Source organism: Clostridium sp. FS41, from assembly GCF_000954015.1.
GTDB lineage: Bacteria > Bacillota > Clostridia > Lachnospirales > Lachnospiraceae > Enterocloster > Enterocloster citroniae.
Genome location: NZ_JYHN01000046.1, coordinates 18451 through 35528, shown reverse-complemented (window position 1 = coordinate 35528; position 17078 = coordinate 18451). Strand labels below are relative to the sequence as shown.

17 protein-coding genes are annotated in these 17078 nt (G+C 50.9%); 13 read left to right on the top strand and 4 right to left on the bottom strand.

The features are described from left to right. Nucleotides 1–13 precede the first annotated feature (13 nt). From CLFS41_RS07040 to CLFS41_RS07015, 6 genes are read left to right on the top strand one after another with little or no spacing between them, the layout of a single operon-like run. Entirely contained in the window at nt 14–916 is a 903-nt protein-coding gene (locus CLFS41_RS07040) for a dihydroorotate dehydrogenase (RefSeq protein WP_007859818.1), read from the top strand. 24 nt (nt 917–940) lie between these two features. After that, the gene (pyrE, locus tag CLFS41_RS07035) at nt 941–1621 is read left to right on the top strand and encodes an orotate phosphoribosyltransferase (RefSeq protein ID WP_045091863.1); all 681 of its coding nucleotides are present in this window, start codon (nt 941–943) and stop codon (nt 1619–1621) included. Nucleotides 1622–1653: 32 nt separating this feature from the next. Further along, a complete protein-coding gene (locus CLFS41_RS30400; protein WP_040415522.1) occupies nt 1654–1803 on the top strand; it encodes a hypothetical protein in 150 nt (49 codons plus the stop codon). A 15-nt stretch (nt 1804–1818) separates the two neighbouring features. Next, nucleotides 1819–2292, top strand: a complete 474-nt coding sequence (locus CLFS41_RS07025) for a VanZ family protein (RefSeq protein ID WP_007859473.1) — start codon at nt 1819–1821, stop codon at nt 2290–2292. Then, complete coding sequence (locus CLFS41_RS07020; protein WP_007859471.1) at nt 2289–2612, top strand: DUF6142 family protein; 324 nt, start codon at nt 2289–2291, stop codon at nt 2610–2612. The genes CLFS41_RS07025 and CLFS41_RS07020 overlap by 4 nt, the downstream gene beginning before the upstream one ends. Before the next feature lie 16 nt (nt 2613–2628). Continuing rightward, nucleotides 2629–4734 carry an aminopeptidase gene (locus CLFS41_RS07015; protein ID WP_007859469.1) on the top strand — a complete coding sequence of 702 codons (2106 nt, stop codon included), beginning with the start codon at nt 2629–2631 and terminating at the stop codon, nt 4732–4734. 30 nt (nt 4735–4764) lie between these two features. On the opposite strand, the gene CLFS41_RS07010 is transcribed toward CLFS41_RS07015, so the two are convergent. Next, nucleotides 4765–5727, bottom strand: coding sequence for a LysR family transcriptional regulator (locus tag CLFS41_RS07010; protein ID WP_007859467.1), 963 nt, complete (start codon nt 5725–5727; stop codon nt 4765–4767). A 175-nt stretch (nt 5728–5902) separates the two neighbouring features. On the opposite strand from CLFS41_RS07010, the gene CLFS41_RS07005 reads away from it, so the two are divergent. The 7 genes from CLFS41_RS07005 to CLFS41_RS06970 all read left to right on the top strand — a co-directional run bounded on the left by CLFS41_RS07005 (nt 5903) and on the right by CLFS41_RS06970 (nt 14253). Beyond that, nucleotides 5903–6913, top strand: coding sequence for a uroporphyrinogen decarboxylase family protein (locus tag CLFS41_RS07005; protein ID WP_152649021.1), 1011 nt, complete (start codon nt 5903–5905; stop codon nt 6911–6913). 44 nt (nt 6914–6957) lie between these two features. Continuing rightward, complete coding sequence (locus CLFS41_RS07000; RefSeq protein ID WP_045091950.1) at nt 6958–8142, top strand: hypothetical protein; 1185 nt, start codon at nt 6958–6960, stop codon at nt 8140–8142. Between the two features lie 457 nt (nt 8143–8599). Next, entirely contained in the window at nt 8600–9331 is a 732-nt protein-coding gene (locus CLFS41_RS06990) for a sigma-70 family RNA polymerase sigma factor (protein ID WP_045091862.1), read from the top strand. After that, nucleotides 9328–10314 carry a hypothetical protein gene (locus CLFS41_RS06985; protein ID WP_045091861.1) on the top strand — a complete coding sequence of 329 codons (987 nt, stop codon included), beginning with the start codon at nt 9328–9330 and terminating at the stop codon, nt 10312–10314. The genes CLFS41_RS06990 and CLFS41_RS06985 overlap by 4 nt, the downstream gene beginning before the upstream one ends. Nucleotides 10315–10659: 345 nt before the next feature. Beyond that, a complete protein-coding gene (locus CLFS41_RS06980; protein WP_045091860.1) occupies nt 10660–11499 on the top strand; it encodes a PepSY domain-containing protein in 840 nt (279 codons plus the stop codon). A 358-nt stretch (nt 11500–11857) separates the two neighbouring features. Continuing rightward, complete coding sequence (locus tag CLFS41_RS06975) at nt 11858–13336, top strand: hypothetical protein (RefSeq protein WP_045091859.1); 1479 nt, start codon at nt 11858–11860, stop codon at nt 13334–13336. Further along, nucleotides 13333–14253, top strand: coding sequence for a DUF4261 domain-containing protein (locus tag CLFS41_RS06970; protein WP_052665645.1), 921 nt, complete (start codon nt 13333–13335; stop codon nt 14251–14253). The genes CLFS41_RS06975 and CLFS41_RS06970 overlap by 4 nt, the downstream gene beginning before the upstream one ends. A gap of 76 nt (nt 14254–14329) precedes the next feature. Here the strand turns inward: CLFS41_RS06970 and CLFS41_RS06965 are convergent, their stop codons facing one another. The 3 genes from CLFS41_RS06965 to xdhB are packed head-to-tail and all read right to left on the bottom strand — an operon-like array spanning nt 14330 to nt 17074. Next, on the bottom strand, nt 14330–15673 hold the full coding sequence (locus CLFS41_RS06965) for a nucleobase:cation symporter-2 family protein (RefSeq protein WP_007859456.1): 1344 nt from the start codon (nt 15671–15673) through the stop codon (nt 14330–14332). A gap of 23 nt (nt 15674–15696) precedes the next feature. Continuing rightward, the gene (gene xdhC, locus CLFS41_RS06960; RefSeq protein ID WP_007859455.1) at nt 15697–16191 is read right to left on the bottom strand and encodes a xanthine dehydrogenase subunit XdhC; all 495 of its coding nucleotides are present in this window, start codon (nt 16189–16191) and stop codon (nt 15697–15699) included. After that, nucleotides 16184–17074, bottom strand: a complete 891-nt coding sequence (gene xdhB / locus CLFS41_RS06955; RefSeq protein WP_007859454.1) for a xanthine dehydrogenase subunit XdhB — start codon at nt 17072–17074, stop codon at nt 16184–16186. The genes xdhC and xdhB overlap by 8 nt, the downstream gene beginning before the upstream one ends. Nucleotides 17075–17078: the final 4 nt, after the last annotated feature.

Genomic DNA, 17078 nt, shown 5'->3' with positions numbered 1-17078 from the left:
GAGGTGCCCAGTGATGAATATGAGTGTAAATATTGCCGGCGTGGAATTTAAGAATCCGGTGATGGAAGCATCGGGGACATTTGGCTCCGGTATGGAATACAGTGAATTTGTGGATTTAAACCGCCTGGGAGCAGTGGTCACCAAGGGCGTGGCCAATGTTGCGTGGCCTGGTAACCCAACCCCCAGGATCGCGGAAACATACGGCGGCATGATCAATGCCATCGGCCTTCAGAATCCCGGCATAGAAGTTTTTGCCAAAAGGGATATTCCCTTTTTAAAACAGTATGACACCAGGATCATTGTCAATGTCTGCGGAAGGACCACAGAGGACTATGTAGAGGTGGTGGAGCGTCTGGGTGACGAACCGGTGGACATGTTGGAGATCAACATATCCTGCCCCAATGTAAAGGAAGGGGGCATTGCCTTTGGCCAGGATCCCAAGGCGGTGGAGGCCATTACCAGGGAGGTAAAGGCCCATGCAAAACAGCCCATTATCATGAAGCTGAGCCCCAATGTGACGGATATTACCGTCATGGCCAAGGCGGCGGAGGCCGGGGGTACGGATGCCGTTTCCCTGATCAACACCCTGACCGGCATGAAGATCGATATACACAAAAGGGCGTTTGCCCTGGCCAACAGGACCGGCGGGCTTTCAGGACCGGCCATTAAGCCGGTGGCTGTGCGTATGGTGTACCAGGTGGCCCAGGCAGTGAAGGTGCCCATTATCGGAATGGGCGGGATCCGGAATGGGGATGATGCCCTGGAATTCATTCTGGCAGGAGCCAGCGCGGTGGCCATCGGCACCGCTAATTTCCACAACCCTTATGCTACTGTGGAGACAGTGGAGGGGATCCGGGCCTATATGGAGCGGTATGGGATCGAGGATATCAACCAGCTCATTGGAGCAGTAAGATAAAAACCGAAAGTGAGGATATAATATATGGAGAGCTATAAGCAGGACTTTATTGAATTTATGGTGGAAAGCAAGGTACTTAAGTTTGGTGATTTCACACTGAAGAGCGGACGCAAGTCTCCGTTTTTTATGAACGCGGGAAGTTATGTTACAGGTACCCAGTTAAAGAAGCTGGGTGAGTACTATGCAAAGGCCATCCATGACAATTTCGGACTGGATTTTGACGTGCTCTTCGGGCCGGCCTACAAAGGAATCCCCTTAAGTGTTGCAACCACCATGGCCATCAGCGATCTGTATGGAAAGGATATCCGCTACTGCTCCAACCGCAAGGAAGTGAAGGACCATGGGGATACGGGGATCCTTCTTGGAAGTCCGGTAAAAGACGGGGACCGGGTGATGATCATCGAGGATGTGACCACTTCTGGAAAATCCATTGAGGAGACCTTCCCTATCCTGAAAGCACAGGGGGATGTTGAGATCAAGGGACTGATCGTGTCCCTGGACCGCTGTGAGCGGGGCAAGGGAACAAAGAGCGCCCTGGCTGAGATCAAGGATCTATACGGATTCCCCACAGCAGCCATCGTATCCATGAAGGATGTGGTAGAACACCTTTACAACAGAGAGTGTGAGGGAAGCATAGTCATCAACGATCAGATAAAGGCAGCCATTGATGCTTATTATCAGCAATATGGTGCACAGGCAGAATAACTGGCAATCAACATGTTGGAAAGGCGATGAATATGGAGAGAGTTTATAAGACAATGCGCAATACGGGAGCCGGATGCATTGCGATCGGAGTCATCATAGCAGTGACCGGACTGACCGTGGGAATTATTTCCATTATAAACGGCGCGCTGCTTCTGAAACGTAAATCAGAGATTGAATTCTAGTAAGCGGGGCTGCCAATGATCAGAAATACAACAAAGCGCCAGAAGCTGGGATGGGTGCTGTTCATATTGTACCTGTGCCTGCTGGCCTATTTTATGTTTTTTTCGGAGAGCTTTGGCCGGACGGATACCAACAGGGGCTACCAGTACAATCTGGTGCCCTTTAAAGAGATATCCAGGTATTTCAGGTATTATAATACCATTGGTCCTTTGCTTTTCCTTATTAATATGGTTGGAAATGTGGCGGCATTCTTACCCTTTGGCTTTTTCCTGCCCATTATCAGCAGGAGGAGCAAGAAATGGTACAACACAGTCATGCTGGGATTTGGTTTCAGCCTGATGCTGGAAACCCTGCAGCTCATCTTCCGTGTGGGAAGCTTTGATGTGGACGATATGCAGCTCAATACCCTGGGAGCTGCTCTTGGTTATGTGATATACCGTTTTGTGCAGTATACACGTGTTAAGATAAGACACAGGAGGTTGACAAAGTGAAGTATGTTGGGGATAAGGTATCTTATGTGAGAAACCCCTTTGCAAGGAACAGCTATTACTGTCTGGTGCTTGCTGTCTTGAGCCTTGCCCTGGCCGGCACCAGTATGTATCTGTCGGTGTCCCAGGCGGGACAGGGCGGCCTGAACACAGGGGCGTTGGGTTTTGCCAGCATTATGGCGGCCCTGATGGGCCTGTGGTACGGGCTGCTGTCATTCCGTGAAAAAGAACGTAATTACATACTGGCAAAGATTGGTATCAGTATTGGCCTGGTGCTGCTGATCATATGGGTAGTTATCATCATTACCGGGCTTATGAGATAGATAGGAGTTGATGCAGATGGATTACAGAATATTATTACAGGAAGAAAATGATGCCGTAAGGGAACGCTACCAGCTTTCCATGGAGCGAATCAGGTCCATGGAAACGGAGGAGATGAGGCTGCCTTACGGCAGTTATTTTAAGAAAACCGCTGCTTTTATAGACCAGATCGGGAAGCTGGTGGAGGGCAGGATGCAGGGGGGCCGGGACAGTATGAGCCTGGAGCAGCTTCAGGCTGAGAACCGGGCCTTGTATCAGGATATCCTGCCCGGATCCTATGGGGAGAGCTATGCGAACCCGGACTATGCCGTGGAGCAGCTGGGGGATGGAGTAGGGCAGCTGCTGTCATTTCTCTATACGGAGATCAGGGCGGATATCGTGTATGCCTATGAGATGCGGCTGACCAATATCACGATCTTAAGTGAGCTGTTCCTGGAGGTATACAACCTGTTTTCCCTTGCCTGGGAGGATGGGGCGGATATTCCGGATAAACAGGCCGTCCAGGACGCGCTGTACTGGTTTGTCAGCGATTACTCGGACCTTACCGTAACATGGCGGGTGAGGGAGGGAGTGGACCCGGGGCTTTCCTTTGCAGCTGACATTATCATGGAAAGTAATCTGAGCGACCTGCGTTACCTTTACAGGTACGGGGAGTATGTGGCGGACAGTGACCTTAAGCTGGCTTCCTTTATGAATACCCTTCCACAGGAGACCATTGACCGGATGGCGGATACCTATACGGAAGGGTATCGCAAGGGATTTGAGGTCATGGGCAGGGACCTGAAGAAGAAAAAGACCGTGGTGGTGGAATTCCAGCTGGGATTTGAGCGCATGATCCGAAGGGCGGCGGCTAGTTTTAAGGCCATGGGCCTGGAGGTGGTTTTCTACCGGGCAGCGGTGGAATCCGTGAACCGGCGGGCCAACGGAAAGCGGGGCTATTACGGCACACCTGCCAACCGTCAGTATGATTACGACCACCGCTACGACAGCGCTTTATATATGGGCAATGCATTTAAGGAGCGCAAGCTCGCCGTGCTGAAAGCAGCCTATGAGGAGTTCCGGGAAGAAGCGTCCTGGTGTGCCGGCCCTGCTTTGGTGGAGACCTTTGGGGAGGAAGGCTTTGCGCCCGTGAACAAGAAGACAGCCCTGAAGCTTAACGCCCATCAGGAGGAGCTGATGGTGGCTTACGCCAATGAATCCAGGCGGATCGTGAACCAGTATATGCCCGGGGACGAAACCAGTTTTACCATCATCGCATTCCCTAAGCCGGATATCGGCCCTGACTTTGAGGAGATCTTCCGGGAGACCATAGAGCTTAACACTCTGGATTATGGGAAATACCAGCGGATCCAGCAGTGCATCATCGATGCCCTGGACGAGGCCGTCCATGTGCTGATCACGGGCAGGGGAGACAATGAGACCTGTATGAAGGTGGTGCTCCATCCTCTGGGGGACAGGAAAAGGGAGAGCAACTTTGAAAACTGCGTATCCGATGTGAACATCCCATTGGGTGAGGTATTTACATCCCCCCTGCTCACAGGCACAGAAGGGCTGCTTCATGTGAGCAATGTCTATGTGGGAGATTACCAGTTTAAAAACCTGCGCATCCGGTTTGAGGATGGGAAGGTTACGGATTATTCCTGCGGCAATTTCACCCGGGAAGGGGAAGATGCCCGGGAGGAGGCTCAGGGCAGGGCGCTTGTAAAGCAGGTGATCATGCAGGGGCATGAGTGGCTGCCCCTGGGAGAATTTGCCATCGGCACCAACACGGTGGCGTATGCCATGGCGCAGAAATTCGGCATTGGTGATAAGCTGCCCATTCTGATCGCTGAAAAGATGGGCCCCCATTTTGCAGTGGGGGATACCTGCTACAGCTTTGCGGAGGATTCACCCATGTACAACCCGGACGGCAAGGAAGTGATTGCCAGGGATAATGAGATATCCCTTCTGCGCAGGGAGGATATGTCAAAGGCTTACTTCAGCTGCCATACGGATATTACCATCCCATACTCTGAACTGGGAGACATAAAGGCAGTGAGGGAGGACGGCAGCGAGATTTCTATTATCTGCCAGGGGCGGTTTGTACTGCCAGGAACACAGGAACTGAACGAGGCATTGGATTAAGACTGTTAAAAGGGATTCAATAGTTCTGCGTCAGAACCGGCTCCTGTGTTCCTCCATAAACCGGGCTGACGCATCCGTTATGGTTTTAATCAATTCTCTCAGAACCGGGTACTGATGATACGCCTGCTTTTCGTAAAACAGACATATGTTAACCTTTGCCTCATAGCCTTGTAAGGGGATGTAGATCAGATCTCCGCTGGCTACGCCGGCATAGCGGTTACAGGCCGGATAACAGGCGATTACGTACCCTTCCGGGTATTTCTGAAGCAGTTCTATCACATTGGACACGGTTTCCACCTGAACCATCTTGTGGGAGGAAATCGTGTTAACGGTGTCTTGAAGCACGGTTGACATAAATCCCGGCTTTTCGACCATTTCCTGAAGATTTGGGGCAATGAAATAATAATGGGTCTTTAACTCCTCCAGCGCAATGGACCGGCGTTTGGCAAGGGGGCCGTTTTTATTGACAAGACATCCATATTCTCCCTGCAGCAGCGGGAGCTGCTCGTATCCCTTCCCACCTATATTCTGGTGTGCTTTGCACGTTTCCCCTTCCTCGCAGATCGCCAGGGCGATTACCGGTTTCCGGATATCGTGGGACAGATATGCTTCCGGACATGGGACCGTGGTGTAATTAATGTTCAAATCTGAATATATTTCTTTAAAATGCAGAATGATGTCCGGAAAGAGAAAGCCCGAGAGGGATGTATGGGCATACACGTCTACTGTTCTTAAAAAATCCTGTTCCGCCAGATTCAGCCATCCATCGTAATATTCCATAATCTGTTTTGCCTCGGGCAGAATCTTTTTACCTGCTTCTGTGAGCGTAATGCCGGACTGAGCCCGGCAGAAGAGAGAAACACCGATTTCCTTCTCAAACAGCTGCAGTGCCTTTGTCAGGCTGGGCTGTGTAATATATAATTTCTGCGCTGCCTCGTTAATGGATTTTGCTTCCGCCAGAGTGATGAAATATTCCAGCACTTTTATTTTCATAATATCCCCTCCCTTGTTCTGTCGTCCATATTTTTTATATCCGATACCTTTATGTTTCTGTCATTATAGATTTTTTCATATGGCTGGATTTTTTATATATTATACAAAATCTTGTCTATATGATATTATATTTCTGACATATTTGTCAAATAAAATTGAAAAGAGGAGATATTTTATGACCAAACGTGAAAGATTCATGAACTTCTTGGAAAACAACCCCGTAGACCGCGTCCCCGTGGCGTTTTTCCATCATTTCTGTCCTCCTGGCGAGTGGGGCAAAGGCATGGAAAACCAGGAAGCCTTTGAGCGAAATATCATAGGGCACAAACTGGCCAGGGAGAAGTTTGACCCTGATGTGATCAAAATTATGAATGACACCCTGATGATTATGCCTGTAGATGTCTCCTTTGTAAAAACATCAGATGATTTACGTAAGGTTCAGGCGCCTGCTTCCGACTCAGCCTTTGCCATGAAATCCCTGGAGCTTACCAGACGGGTGCGGGCATTCTATGAGGACTCGGACGCTCCTGTATACGCCACTGGTTTTTCCCCATCCGTGGTGCTGCGCAACAGCCTGTGTATAGGAGGCATCCCCGGTGAAGGTGATGAGTCCAGAATGCTGAAGTTCATAGACGAAGACCCGGACGCTGTTGCCGCCGCAATGAAGAACCTGTGTGACGGAATCTCAGCCATCAATGAAATGCTGATCAGAGAGGGGGGCGTGGACGGTATCTACATGAGTGTCAATAACCAGTCCAACTTCTTTAATGATGACTTCTACCGTACCTATGTGGCGCCCTATGAAAAGGAAGTAATGAAAAGCGCCAACAAACTGAGCAAGATCAATCTGCTGCACATTTGCGGTTATCACGGCCGTGCCAACCACCTGGATCTGTTTACGGACTTTGAGGCAGCCGCTGTCAATATCGCCGTGTATGTGGAGGGAGTATCCCTCAGCGAGGGCAAAAAGCTGTTTGGCGGCAAACCTGTCTTCGGAGGCTTTGCACAGGACACTGTCATTTACAAGGGAACGGAACAGGATGTAAAGGAAGCGGCGTGGAAGATCTTAGATGAATGCGGACAGGTTGGCATTATGCTGGGCGCCGACTGCACGGTTCCCAATGACATTGACGATTCCCGCCTGGAATGGGTACGTCAGGCGGCCATTGAGTACGCGGCAAGATAAGGAGAGAGAAACTGAACAATCATGATTTTGTGAGGAGAATGATCATGCAACAGAAAGAAAAAAACGGTTTCGTAAAAACATTTTCTATTTGGTTTGGTCTTGGCGCTCTTATGTTTGGTACCTTCTGCGGCGCCAATATGGCCTCCGGTGTCTATGCCTCCACCTACATCGTTACACTGGGCGGAGGCTGGGCCCTGGTGTGGCTGCTCATGTTCTTTGCAGCCATGTCCTTTTTCTGCGGTGTTGGGCTGAACTTTGTCCGTGCTTATAAGATCACCAATTACAATGCCTATTATCTGGCCCTTTACGGCCTGCACAAACCTGATGCCAACCCGGTTTTAAAAGGCATTGTCACTGTATTCTTTGACCTTTATACCATGATGATGGGACTAGTGACCGTGGCGGCTACCGTTGCCCTTTTCTCCGAACTGATGAACGTCCTGCTTGGCATCCCTTCCGTGATCGCCAGTATCTTTGGCGTTCTGCTGTTCGCAGTACTGAGCATCTACGGCGCCGCGTTCCTTCGCAGATTCAACACGCTGATGACCGTATCCCTGATTATGTCACTGGTATCCATCCTGGTGGCTGTGATCAGCATCCGGGGGCCCGTGCTGATGGAGCGCATCGGAAATTTTGACATTGGTATGGATTGGACCGGCACGACTGTGACCACCCATTTTTCCATGTTCTTTTCCTATTGCATGACCTGCTCGTCCTGGGGATCCACTCTTAGCAACTACTCCGACCAGATCCGGGGCAAGAAGGATGCCATTGGCTCCGGCATCACCATCGGCCTGCTGGTTACGCTCCTGTTTGCCATGACCGGCGCCATTGTGCTTCCCTTTATGCCTGAAATCATATCGGGTACGCCCATCCTGCTGATCTGCCGGCAGTACCTGCCTGCCGTGCTTACCGCCATCTATTGGGTGGTTGTGGTACTGGCCGTGGTATCCACTGCCCCCAGCTTTACATACAACTTCTCCAACCGCTGGGCCGCTGTGTGGAAAACTGAAAGGTTCAGCCACAAGGCAAAATTCTTTATTCTGTCCATGGGCTTTTTGCTGACCTGCTGGCTGATATCCAGTGTGGGCCTGGTGGCCATTGTTCAGAAGGGATATGTGATGCTTGGCAACGTGGCCCTGTTCGCCGTGGTGATTCCTCTGCTTATCTCCATTTACCGCGTGTGGAAAAAGGACCGCGCCCATGAGGAAAATGGTTTAAATTCTTAATCTTTTTGTTTCAGGCACGTTGAAGATAAAAAGTTGACCTAAAAAATAACCTGCTGGCCCCTAAGGCCCGGAACAGTAGATCGTATATGTTCCAGGTCCTTCCCGGTTGGCAGGTTATCTTTATGTGTGTGGTCTGCCAATCCCCTGTTTACGTTACGCCAGGGGTTACAAGGGCGGAACATGAGCAGGTATTTTGCCGGTATAGCGGGAAGATCAATGGGTTTAATGCCGGCCGGGAAAAGAAGTATTTTATTAGCATTGCACCGGGAGCATTTTGTGTGGATGATCTGAATTTAGTGGGACCTCTTATAGCCGCGGGAATACCGTTCCTCCCTCTTTCCGCAAAAAAAGTGCCTGCTTCTTCGCTGTATCTGATATAATCAAAATAAGATATTTTACAGATTACCCCGAAAGTTAAAAGGTGGCTGCGTATACTACTGTAAATGGAGGTGGCAGTATGGGGGAGGAGCATGGGATCGTTCGTATGGTGCGGCAGGCAAAAAAGGATTCTAAGGCCGCAGATGAACTGATCGCCGCGTATATGAATTTTATACGGTCTGAGACAGCAAAGTTTAACCACAGCACACCCTCAGGCGGGAGGGATGATGAACTGAGCATTGCTATGTTTGCGTTCTATGAAGCGATCCAGGGGTATGAGAAGGGGAGGGGATCCTTTCTTTCCTATGCTGCCGCAGCGATCCGCAACCGGTTGATCGATTACTACCGGAAGGAGGAGCGCCACAAGGGGATTATTTCCTATGATACCCCCCTGGGGGAGGAGGATGGCCCGGCCCTTTCAGATAAGCTTGCAGATGAGGGGGATGCCATGGATGACTGGACCATAAGGGAGGCTACAAAGGAGGAACTGGAAGAATTTGGCAGGAATCTTTTGGAATACGGTCTGACCCTATCGGATGTGGCTGATAATTGTCCCAAACAGGACCGCACTCTCAGTGCCTGCCATAAGGTGCTTAAGGCGGCAAAGGGACAGCCCCATCTGTTGGACCGCCTGATGAAAAGTAAACGTCTTCCCATGGCTGAACTTGCGGCTGCTTCCGGGGTGCCCAGAAAGACGCTGGAGCGGCACCGGATTTATCTGGTAGCCATACTGCTTGCGTACACCAATGGATATGAGATGATCCGGGGACATCTCTGCCAGATTTCCGGAGGAAAGGAGGAACAGACATGATGTATCTTGTAATGGAATGCCATCCCGCTTATGCCATTGTACTGGACCAGGCCGGGCGTATGATCAAAGTTGCCAATATGGGATATGAAGCAGGGCAGAAGGTGGATCATGTGATCGCCCGGCGCACCCAGACCGTTCCTCTGCGCTTCAGACTGGCGCCTCTTATGATAGCGGCCTGTCTATGCGCGGCTATTCTTGGGGGAGGAACCTATGGAGCCTGCTTTATGACCTATGGAACCGTGGAACTCAGGATCAATCCGGATGTGATGATGTCGGTCAGCTATACGGACCGGGTGGTTGGCCTGGAGGGACTGAATGAGGATGGGATCCGGCTGATCGACCAGGTTTCTTATAAAGGAAAGAATTCAGAGGAAATGACACAGCTCCTGGTTGAGCGGGCTGTGGAAATGGGGTATCTAAAGGACGGAGGCACTGTGTCGGTCAAAGCCCAGGGCAGCGCCGGTTGGAAGGATAAAAGGGAAAACACCATCAGCTCCGGTCTCAGCCATATGCTGGAAGGGCGAATGCACGTGGAGATAAAGATTGGGGCAGCGGAGGAAGAAACCATACCGGAAACACCGGCCAGCCAGGCACCGGCCTCAACCGCGCACCATCCCACGCCATCCGTGCATCCGGTCGCCGCGCCGGTTGCAACGGAGAGCAGCCGTCAGGAGGAGCGGAATAAAAAATGTGATGATGACGGCCTGGATGACGATGACCGTGATGATGACGGCTATAACGATGGGGATGATGACCAAGACGATAGAGATGACGACCGTGATGATGGGGATGATGACCAAGACGATAGGGATGACGACCGTGACGATAGGGATGATGACCAAGACGATAGGGATGACGACCGTGACGATAGGGATGATGACCAAGACGATAGGGATGACGACCGTGACGATAGAGATGATGACCGGGCCGATAGAGACAATGGCCGGGACAATGAACATGAAGAAGACAATGATGATGATTAATTAATTTTCAGGAAGAGCAGCCGTGTACAGCAGCAGGAAGATATTTTACAGAGAAGATTTCAGACTTGTCCGGATTAACAGGGTGAGCGCGTATACGGGCAAAAAGAGAGTCATTGTACGTCAGGCAGTTGCCGGATGGAACAAAGACTCTTTTTTGGTATAAGCCGTCTGCGGATCAAAGCGGGAGAGGAATAAAATGGAGGTTTTGGCGGAATTTCAGCGCCAATTTAATTTTTCCCTAAAAAATATCATAAAAAGTTTCTGCTACCCCGTTTTTACAATTTCGTATCCGTAGTCTATGAATGTAAACAGAAATAAAGATCCGAACAAGGAGGAACGATGACTATGTTAGAGGTGAGATTGAAAAAAGCAGCAGTGTTTATGTGTACCGCCATTTTGGCGGCAGGGACCGTGGGAGCAGGAAATGTGGCAATGGGAGCAACATGGCATAAGGCGCAGACAAACCGGAAGGAGGTAAAAGGCCGTATTCTTGTAAGTGCAGGGCCTGATATATCCATTGCATATGACAGAGATGGAGATGTGCTGGAAATAAAAGGGATCGACCGGGCAGGGAAAGACTTTTTAGACGAGCAGGACGGCTATCTCGGTGAGGATTGCAAGGATGCTGTGAAGCGTCTGGTAAGGCGCCTGGATGAAAAGGGATGGTTTGACAGGGAGACAGCCTCCTCTAAGAACAGTCTGGTGATCAAGGCTGAAAAAGGATCCCGGTATCCGAATGATAATTTTATGAAGGAAATAGAAAAAGGGGTTCGGGATGTGGTGGAAAGCAGGGATATTGATGTGTATGTCAAGGTCGTTGGGCTCCATGCGCTGAATGATAAAGGATATATAGATAGGGAGACGGCTGAGAAGATGGTGCTGGAGCAGCTGGGGCTGACCGCAGGTGATCTGAAGATCAAGGAATATGAGCTGGATGACGGCGTGTATGAAATAGAAGTAGTGATAAACGGTGTGGCATATGAGGTTGATTTAAACGCTGTCACAGGAGAAATTGTGGATATGGACCGTGATGATGATGATGATGGCCGTTATGATGATGAAGATGATGACGACCATGATGATGAAGATGATGACCGTTATGATGACGACCATGATGATGACCATGATGATGAAGATGATGACGACCATGATGATGACGATCACAACGACCGTGATGATGACTGATCCCGCTGTAACGGAGCTCCCGTCTCAACGTATGGCACGATAAATGAAGGATATGATTGGATCAAAAGGTGTTAGCAGCAAGGATAGAGAAGGGGAGAGGCAGATCGATCTGCTTCTCCCCGGTTTTTTACTATCCTTTCCTTTGCCCCGGGTGTATAATGAGAGAAAGGTGTATTCTTGAAGTCTCCCCGTCACCCACCTTTGCGGCCGATTTCCCGCCAGCCGCACACAAATTGATTCAACGTACACATCGTGTACGCCTCATAAATTTACGCACAACTGACAAAAAATCATCTCGCAAATCTGAGTATCAGGAGACTTCGGGAGCACACAAAGAAAATACGGAGGTATAAAGACTATGAGCCCCATCAGAAGAGACCGCACCCAAGCTCCGTCTGCCTTTCAGGAGAAAATTAAAAAATGGCATGAGGAGGAGCAGTACCAGCAGATCATTGATGCAATTGAGGCCCTTCCCCAGACACAGCAGACGCCGGATCTGATCAGCCAGCTGGCCCGTGCCTATAATAATCTTGCATCGCCAGAGGACAGGGATCTGTTTGAAAAGGCGGCAGCACTTCTTAAATCAGTGGAAGATCAATTTGTGCAGGACCATGACTGGAATTTCAGAATGGGTTATGCCCTTTATTACCTGGACCAGGAGTTAAAGGCCAGATCCTACTTTGAGAAAGCACTGGAACTCAGGCCCGGGGATGAGGATACCCAGTCGCTGATCCAACAGTGTAGCAGGAGCCTTACCCTGCCCAATTCCATGAAGCCTTTCAGTGAGAGGACCCGGGAGGGATGGGAGTCATTCCTGGACGGGGAGGCAGGGCTGCGGGCAATGATAGATGACAGGAAGGATGGGGAGGCTGTGGCAGAACGGTGTCATCAGCTGCTTGCCCCTGCGTTTTACCGGCCGTTTTTTGAGATTGGTTTTAATGGGGACAAATATGACCTGATCCTGTCGCCGGATGGCGATAGGAGCCGGCTGTTTAAGCTGGTGTATTTTAAAAACCATGCACCTGAGAAAGTATTTGACCATTGGAATATCCTGATTGGACGGCAGCCTGCCAAGGGGTTTGAACTGAGGATGTATGACAGGACCATTGGGCTTTCCGATGCCCGGGTTTGGGTGGAGAAACTGAAGGACAAGCAGCTGGGTCTTTCCATATACTGTGAAAAGCTGCTTCCCCTTGTGAAAAAGAATGAGAACCAGGCATATGGTTTGATGACCGTGCTGCTGGACCAGGCCATAGGGGAGATTCCTGCCATCCGGTATATCGGATATATGGACTTGTTGGAGGAGCCGGGGCAGGGGGAGGAGTTCTGCCTGGACGAACTGATGGAGTATATAAGCAGGGACAGGGAACTGGTGACGGCTGATGAACTGTGCACATGGTACAGCGCTTATGAGATGACTCCCTCGGGGGAGGAGGACTGGTCTCTGCGGGAGGATGTGTTCGCAGGTGTCACGTCCTGCCTGCCTATTCCCAGAGCCTATTATCAGGGGGATGATGAGATCATGGAGGATTTTCATATGGATGGGGCGGTTCCTGGCTTTTTCTGGTATCCGCTGGATGGAATTGACAGGGATCAGATACTGGACCTTCGGGATGAGATGGAGCAGAAGATATCTGCCAAGGCAGGAGATGCAGTGACGTTTACAGGAGGGGCTACCGGCGTTTCCCTGGGTTATCTGGACTTTATTGCCTGGAATCTGGATCAAGTGCTTCAGGCAGCCCTGGAGGTATTGGGGAATGTCCCGGTCAAAGAGGCATTTTTCCATACATACCGCCGCAATGTGGGCAGTATCTGCCTGAAAAAGGAGGAGACATGAGCATACATGCTGCATTCAGCGCCAAGGCCAGGAAAAAAGAAGGGCTGATCAATGCGGTCAGGAAACAAGCATCGGATCAGGGACTGGAAGTTCAGGAAGGGGAGGAGGGCCTGAACCAGGACAGGGAGGAGGAAACAGGTTCCTTTGTTGGCTTTGTCCTGCTGGCCGGTCCCATGTGGGATCGATCCCAATTCAAGTCAGACATGGAGTCAATGTGGGGAATTGAATGCGTGGAAGAGGAGGACGCGGAGGAAGATGAGGCGGAGGATGACGCCGGAGGCAGCGATCACGCAGAGGACGTGATGCTCTTTAACGTCAGCAATATGCGGGTGATGGCAGCACTGATGGATGTCCCTGTTCCGGATAAGGAAGCGGAGATACATGCGGCCAACAACTATATGTGGCCGGAGGCAGTGGAGATTGTCAAAACACACCAGGCCCAGCTGATCGTTGCGATTATGGGGAAAGACGCCCCGGTACTGGAGCGGGGAAAGCTGTTTGTCAAGGTGCTTGCGGCCCTGTGCCGGCAGAAGAATGTGCTGGGCATCTATACCAGCGGCACTGTATTCCAGCCTCAATTCTATCTGGACGCATCGGAGATGCTCAGGGACGGAGGGCTTCCCATCCTTAACTGGATCTATTTCGGGCTGTACCAGACGGAGAAGGGATGGAACACATATACCTACGGTATGAAATCCTTTGGAAAAGATGAGATGGAAATTCTGGAGGCCGGGGCGGATCCCCGGGAACTGCGGGATTTCCTGCTGAATCTGGCCTGTTATGTGCTGGATGAGGATGTGGTCCTCCGGGACGGGGAGACCATTGGTTTTTCCGCCCAACAGAAACTTCCCATTGTCCGCAGCAAGGGCGTATCACTGGATGGCGATACGTTAAAGATCGCCTATCCAACCCCATGAAAAAACTCCTTTTATGCAGGCCGAACAACACTGCGTAAAAGGAGTTTTCTGCCGGTTTACTGCTCTTTCGGCATTTTTACTGTTCTTCCAGCATTTTTATGTCCATATCCTTGGGAAGCACAAGGCTTAAGAACACGGACACCACGAACACGACAGCTACCACGTTGGCTGAGAAGACAGACTGGACAAGCTCCGGGAAAATGTCCCAGATGCCGATCTCACTGGCGGTTGTGAACCCAATACCCACTGCCAGTGACAGGGAGACAATGGTGATGTTCCTCTGGGAAAATCCGGATTTTGCAATCATCTGGACACCGGATGTGAGGATGGATCCAAACATCATGATGGTACATCCGCCCAGCACTGCCTGAGGAAGGGAGGCAAAAAAGTTGCCCACGGGCGGAAGCAGGCCGGCCAGGATCATACAGGCCGCACCGGTCATGATGGTGAAGCGGTTCACCACCTTTGTCATGGCGATCAGGCCCACATTCTGTGAAAAGGATGTGACCGGAGGACATCCGAACAGGGTGGATACTGCGGAACAGTACCCGTCACAGGCCAGGGAGCCGGAGATCTCCTTGCCTGTGATCTCGCGGTTTAAGCCGCCTGATACGAGAGCCGAGGTGTCCCCGATGGTCTCAGCTGCCGACACCAGGAAAATAATACAGGCGGATATGATGGCGCCTGCATGGAACTCAGGCATAAAGGGGAGTATGGTTGGGAAAGCAATGATCCCGCCGGACATGATCAGGCTTAAGTCCACCTTTCCGAGGAAAATGGCGATCACATATCCCACGATCAGCCCTGCCAGGACGGAGAGCTGCTTTAAATACCCCTTTGCAAGAATATTCCATAAAAGACAGGTGAGCAGTGTGACGGTGCCTAACATCAGGTTTTCGGCAGAGCCGAAATCATCTGCATAGCCGCCGCCAAATGACCTGGCGCCCACGGTAAAAAGAGAAAATCCAATGGCTGTTACAACAGAAGCAGCAACAACAGGAGTGATGATCTTGCGCCAGTATTTTGCCAGAAGACCCAGTGTACCTTCAAAGAGGCCGCCTATGAGTACGGCGCCCACAACGGAAGGATATCCGTAATTGGCTGCAATGGTGCTCAACACAGTTACAAAGGTAAAGCTGACACCCATGACCACGGGAAGCTTGGAGCCGATCCGCCAGATGGGATAAAGCTGGACCAGGGTTGCGATACCTGCAACGAACATGGCGTTCTGGAGCAGGAGAGCGGTCTGGGCCTGGCTTAAGGCCGGCTGTGCTGCTCCGCATATGATGGTGATAGGCGCAAGGTTGGAAACGAACATGGCCAATATGTGCTGAAGCCCAAAGGGAATGGCCTTGCCAAGAGGCACCCGGCCCTCCAGTTTATAGATATTGTTGATGCTGCAATTTGCACTGTTGTTCATGATTTTGTTACCCCCTGTTTTTGTTAGGAATTTGTTTTATGGCTGATCTGATATACCTCTTCCACGATTCTCTCCATTGCATTAAGGATATTTTCATATCCCGTACATCTGCACAAATGCCCGGAAATCAATTTCTTTAATTCTTCCCTGTTATATTTTTTGCCTGTTCCCACGATCTCAACCGCGCTCATGATCAGGCCCGGCGTACAGAATCCGCACTGTACCGCGGCTTCCTCGATAAATGCCTTCTGGATAGGAGATAGTTCCCCGTTTGGCCCCTTTAATCCTTCCACTGTCATGACGCTTTTTCCTTCTGCCCACAGAGTCATATAGATACAGCTGTCAATGGCTTCCCCGTTGACCAGCACGGTACAGGCGCCGCATTCCCCGACTTCGCAGCCCTTTTTTACAGATGTGAGCCCCATGCGCTGGCGCAGGGTATCCAGCAGGGATTCACGCTCATCCACTGCCAGCTCCACATCCTTTCCATTTACTTTCATATGCACAATCTTAAGCATTGACCTTACCTCCTGCAATTTTTATAGCTTCCACCAGGGCGCGTTTTGACAGCTCCTCAATGAGCTGAAGCCTGAATTCCTTGGAAGCCCTCCATGAGGAACGTGGGTTTACCTCAGTGAGCGCATCTCTTCCAAATTCAAGGATTGCCTCGCTGTCAGTGACCTCACAGCCCTTTAGGGCTTCCTCGGCTTTCCTGCATCGCAGGGGCGTAGGGCCGGCTACGCCGTAACCCAGCCTCACATCCTCGATCCGTTTCTTATCCTCTGAAAGCTTTACCCTGACCGCACAGCCCAGGGTGGCGATCTCCATGGCCTTGCGCTTTCCGTATTTCATATAATGGCCGGTCCATCCCACATAGCTTTCAGGATGGATCAGAAAGCAGGTACAGACCTCGCACCGGTCGCGGACCGTTCTGCCCGGGCCTGTATAAAACTCACACACAGGCACGATCCTCCGGCCATCAGGGCCTTCCAGCACCACATCCGCTTCCAGGGTCCACATGGTGGAAGCAGAGTCGGCAGAGGTTGCTCCGTTGCAGATATTTCCCCCAATAGTTCCCGTGTTGCGGATCTGGGGACCGCCTACCATGTCCACGGCTTCCCCAAGCATGGGAATGTATCTCTGGATCAGGGGGTCATTGGTGATATGGGAAAATGAAGTGCCTGCCCCGATCCACAGATCGCCGTTCTCCAACAGCTTCACGCCCTTTAGTTCCTCTATATTATGGATGGATACCACGGACCGTCCCGCGTCCTTGCCTTCCCTTACGCGTATCAGCACATCGGTGCCCCCGCTGATGATTTCCGCATCAGGATCCTTCACAAGGGCATTGATGGCATCTTCCACACTCTTTGCCTCATAAAATGATTTAATGTCAAACATAGCT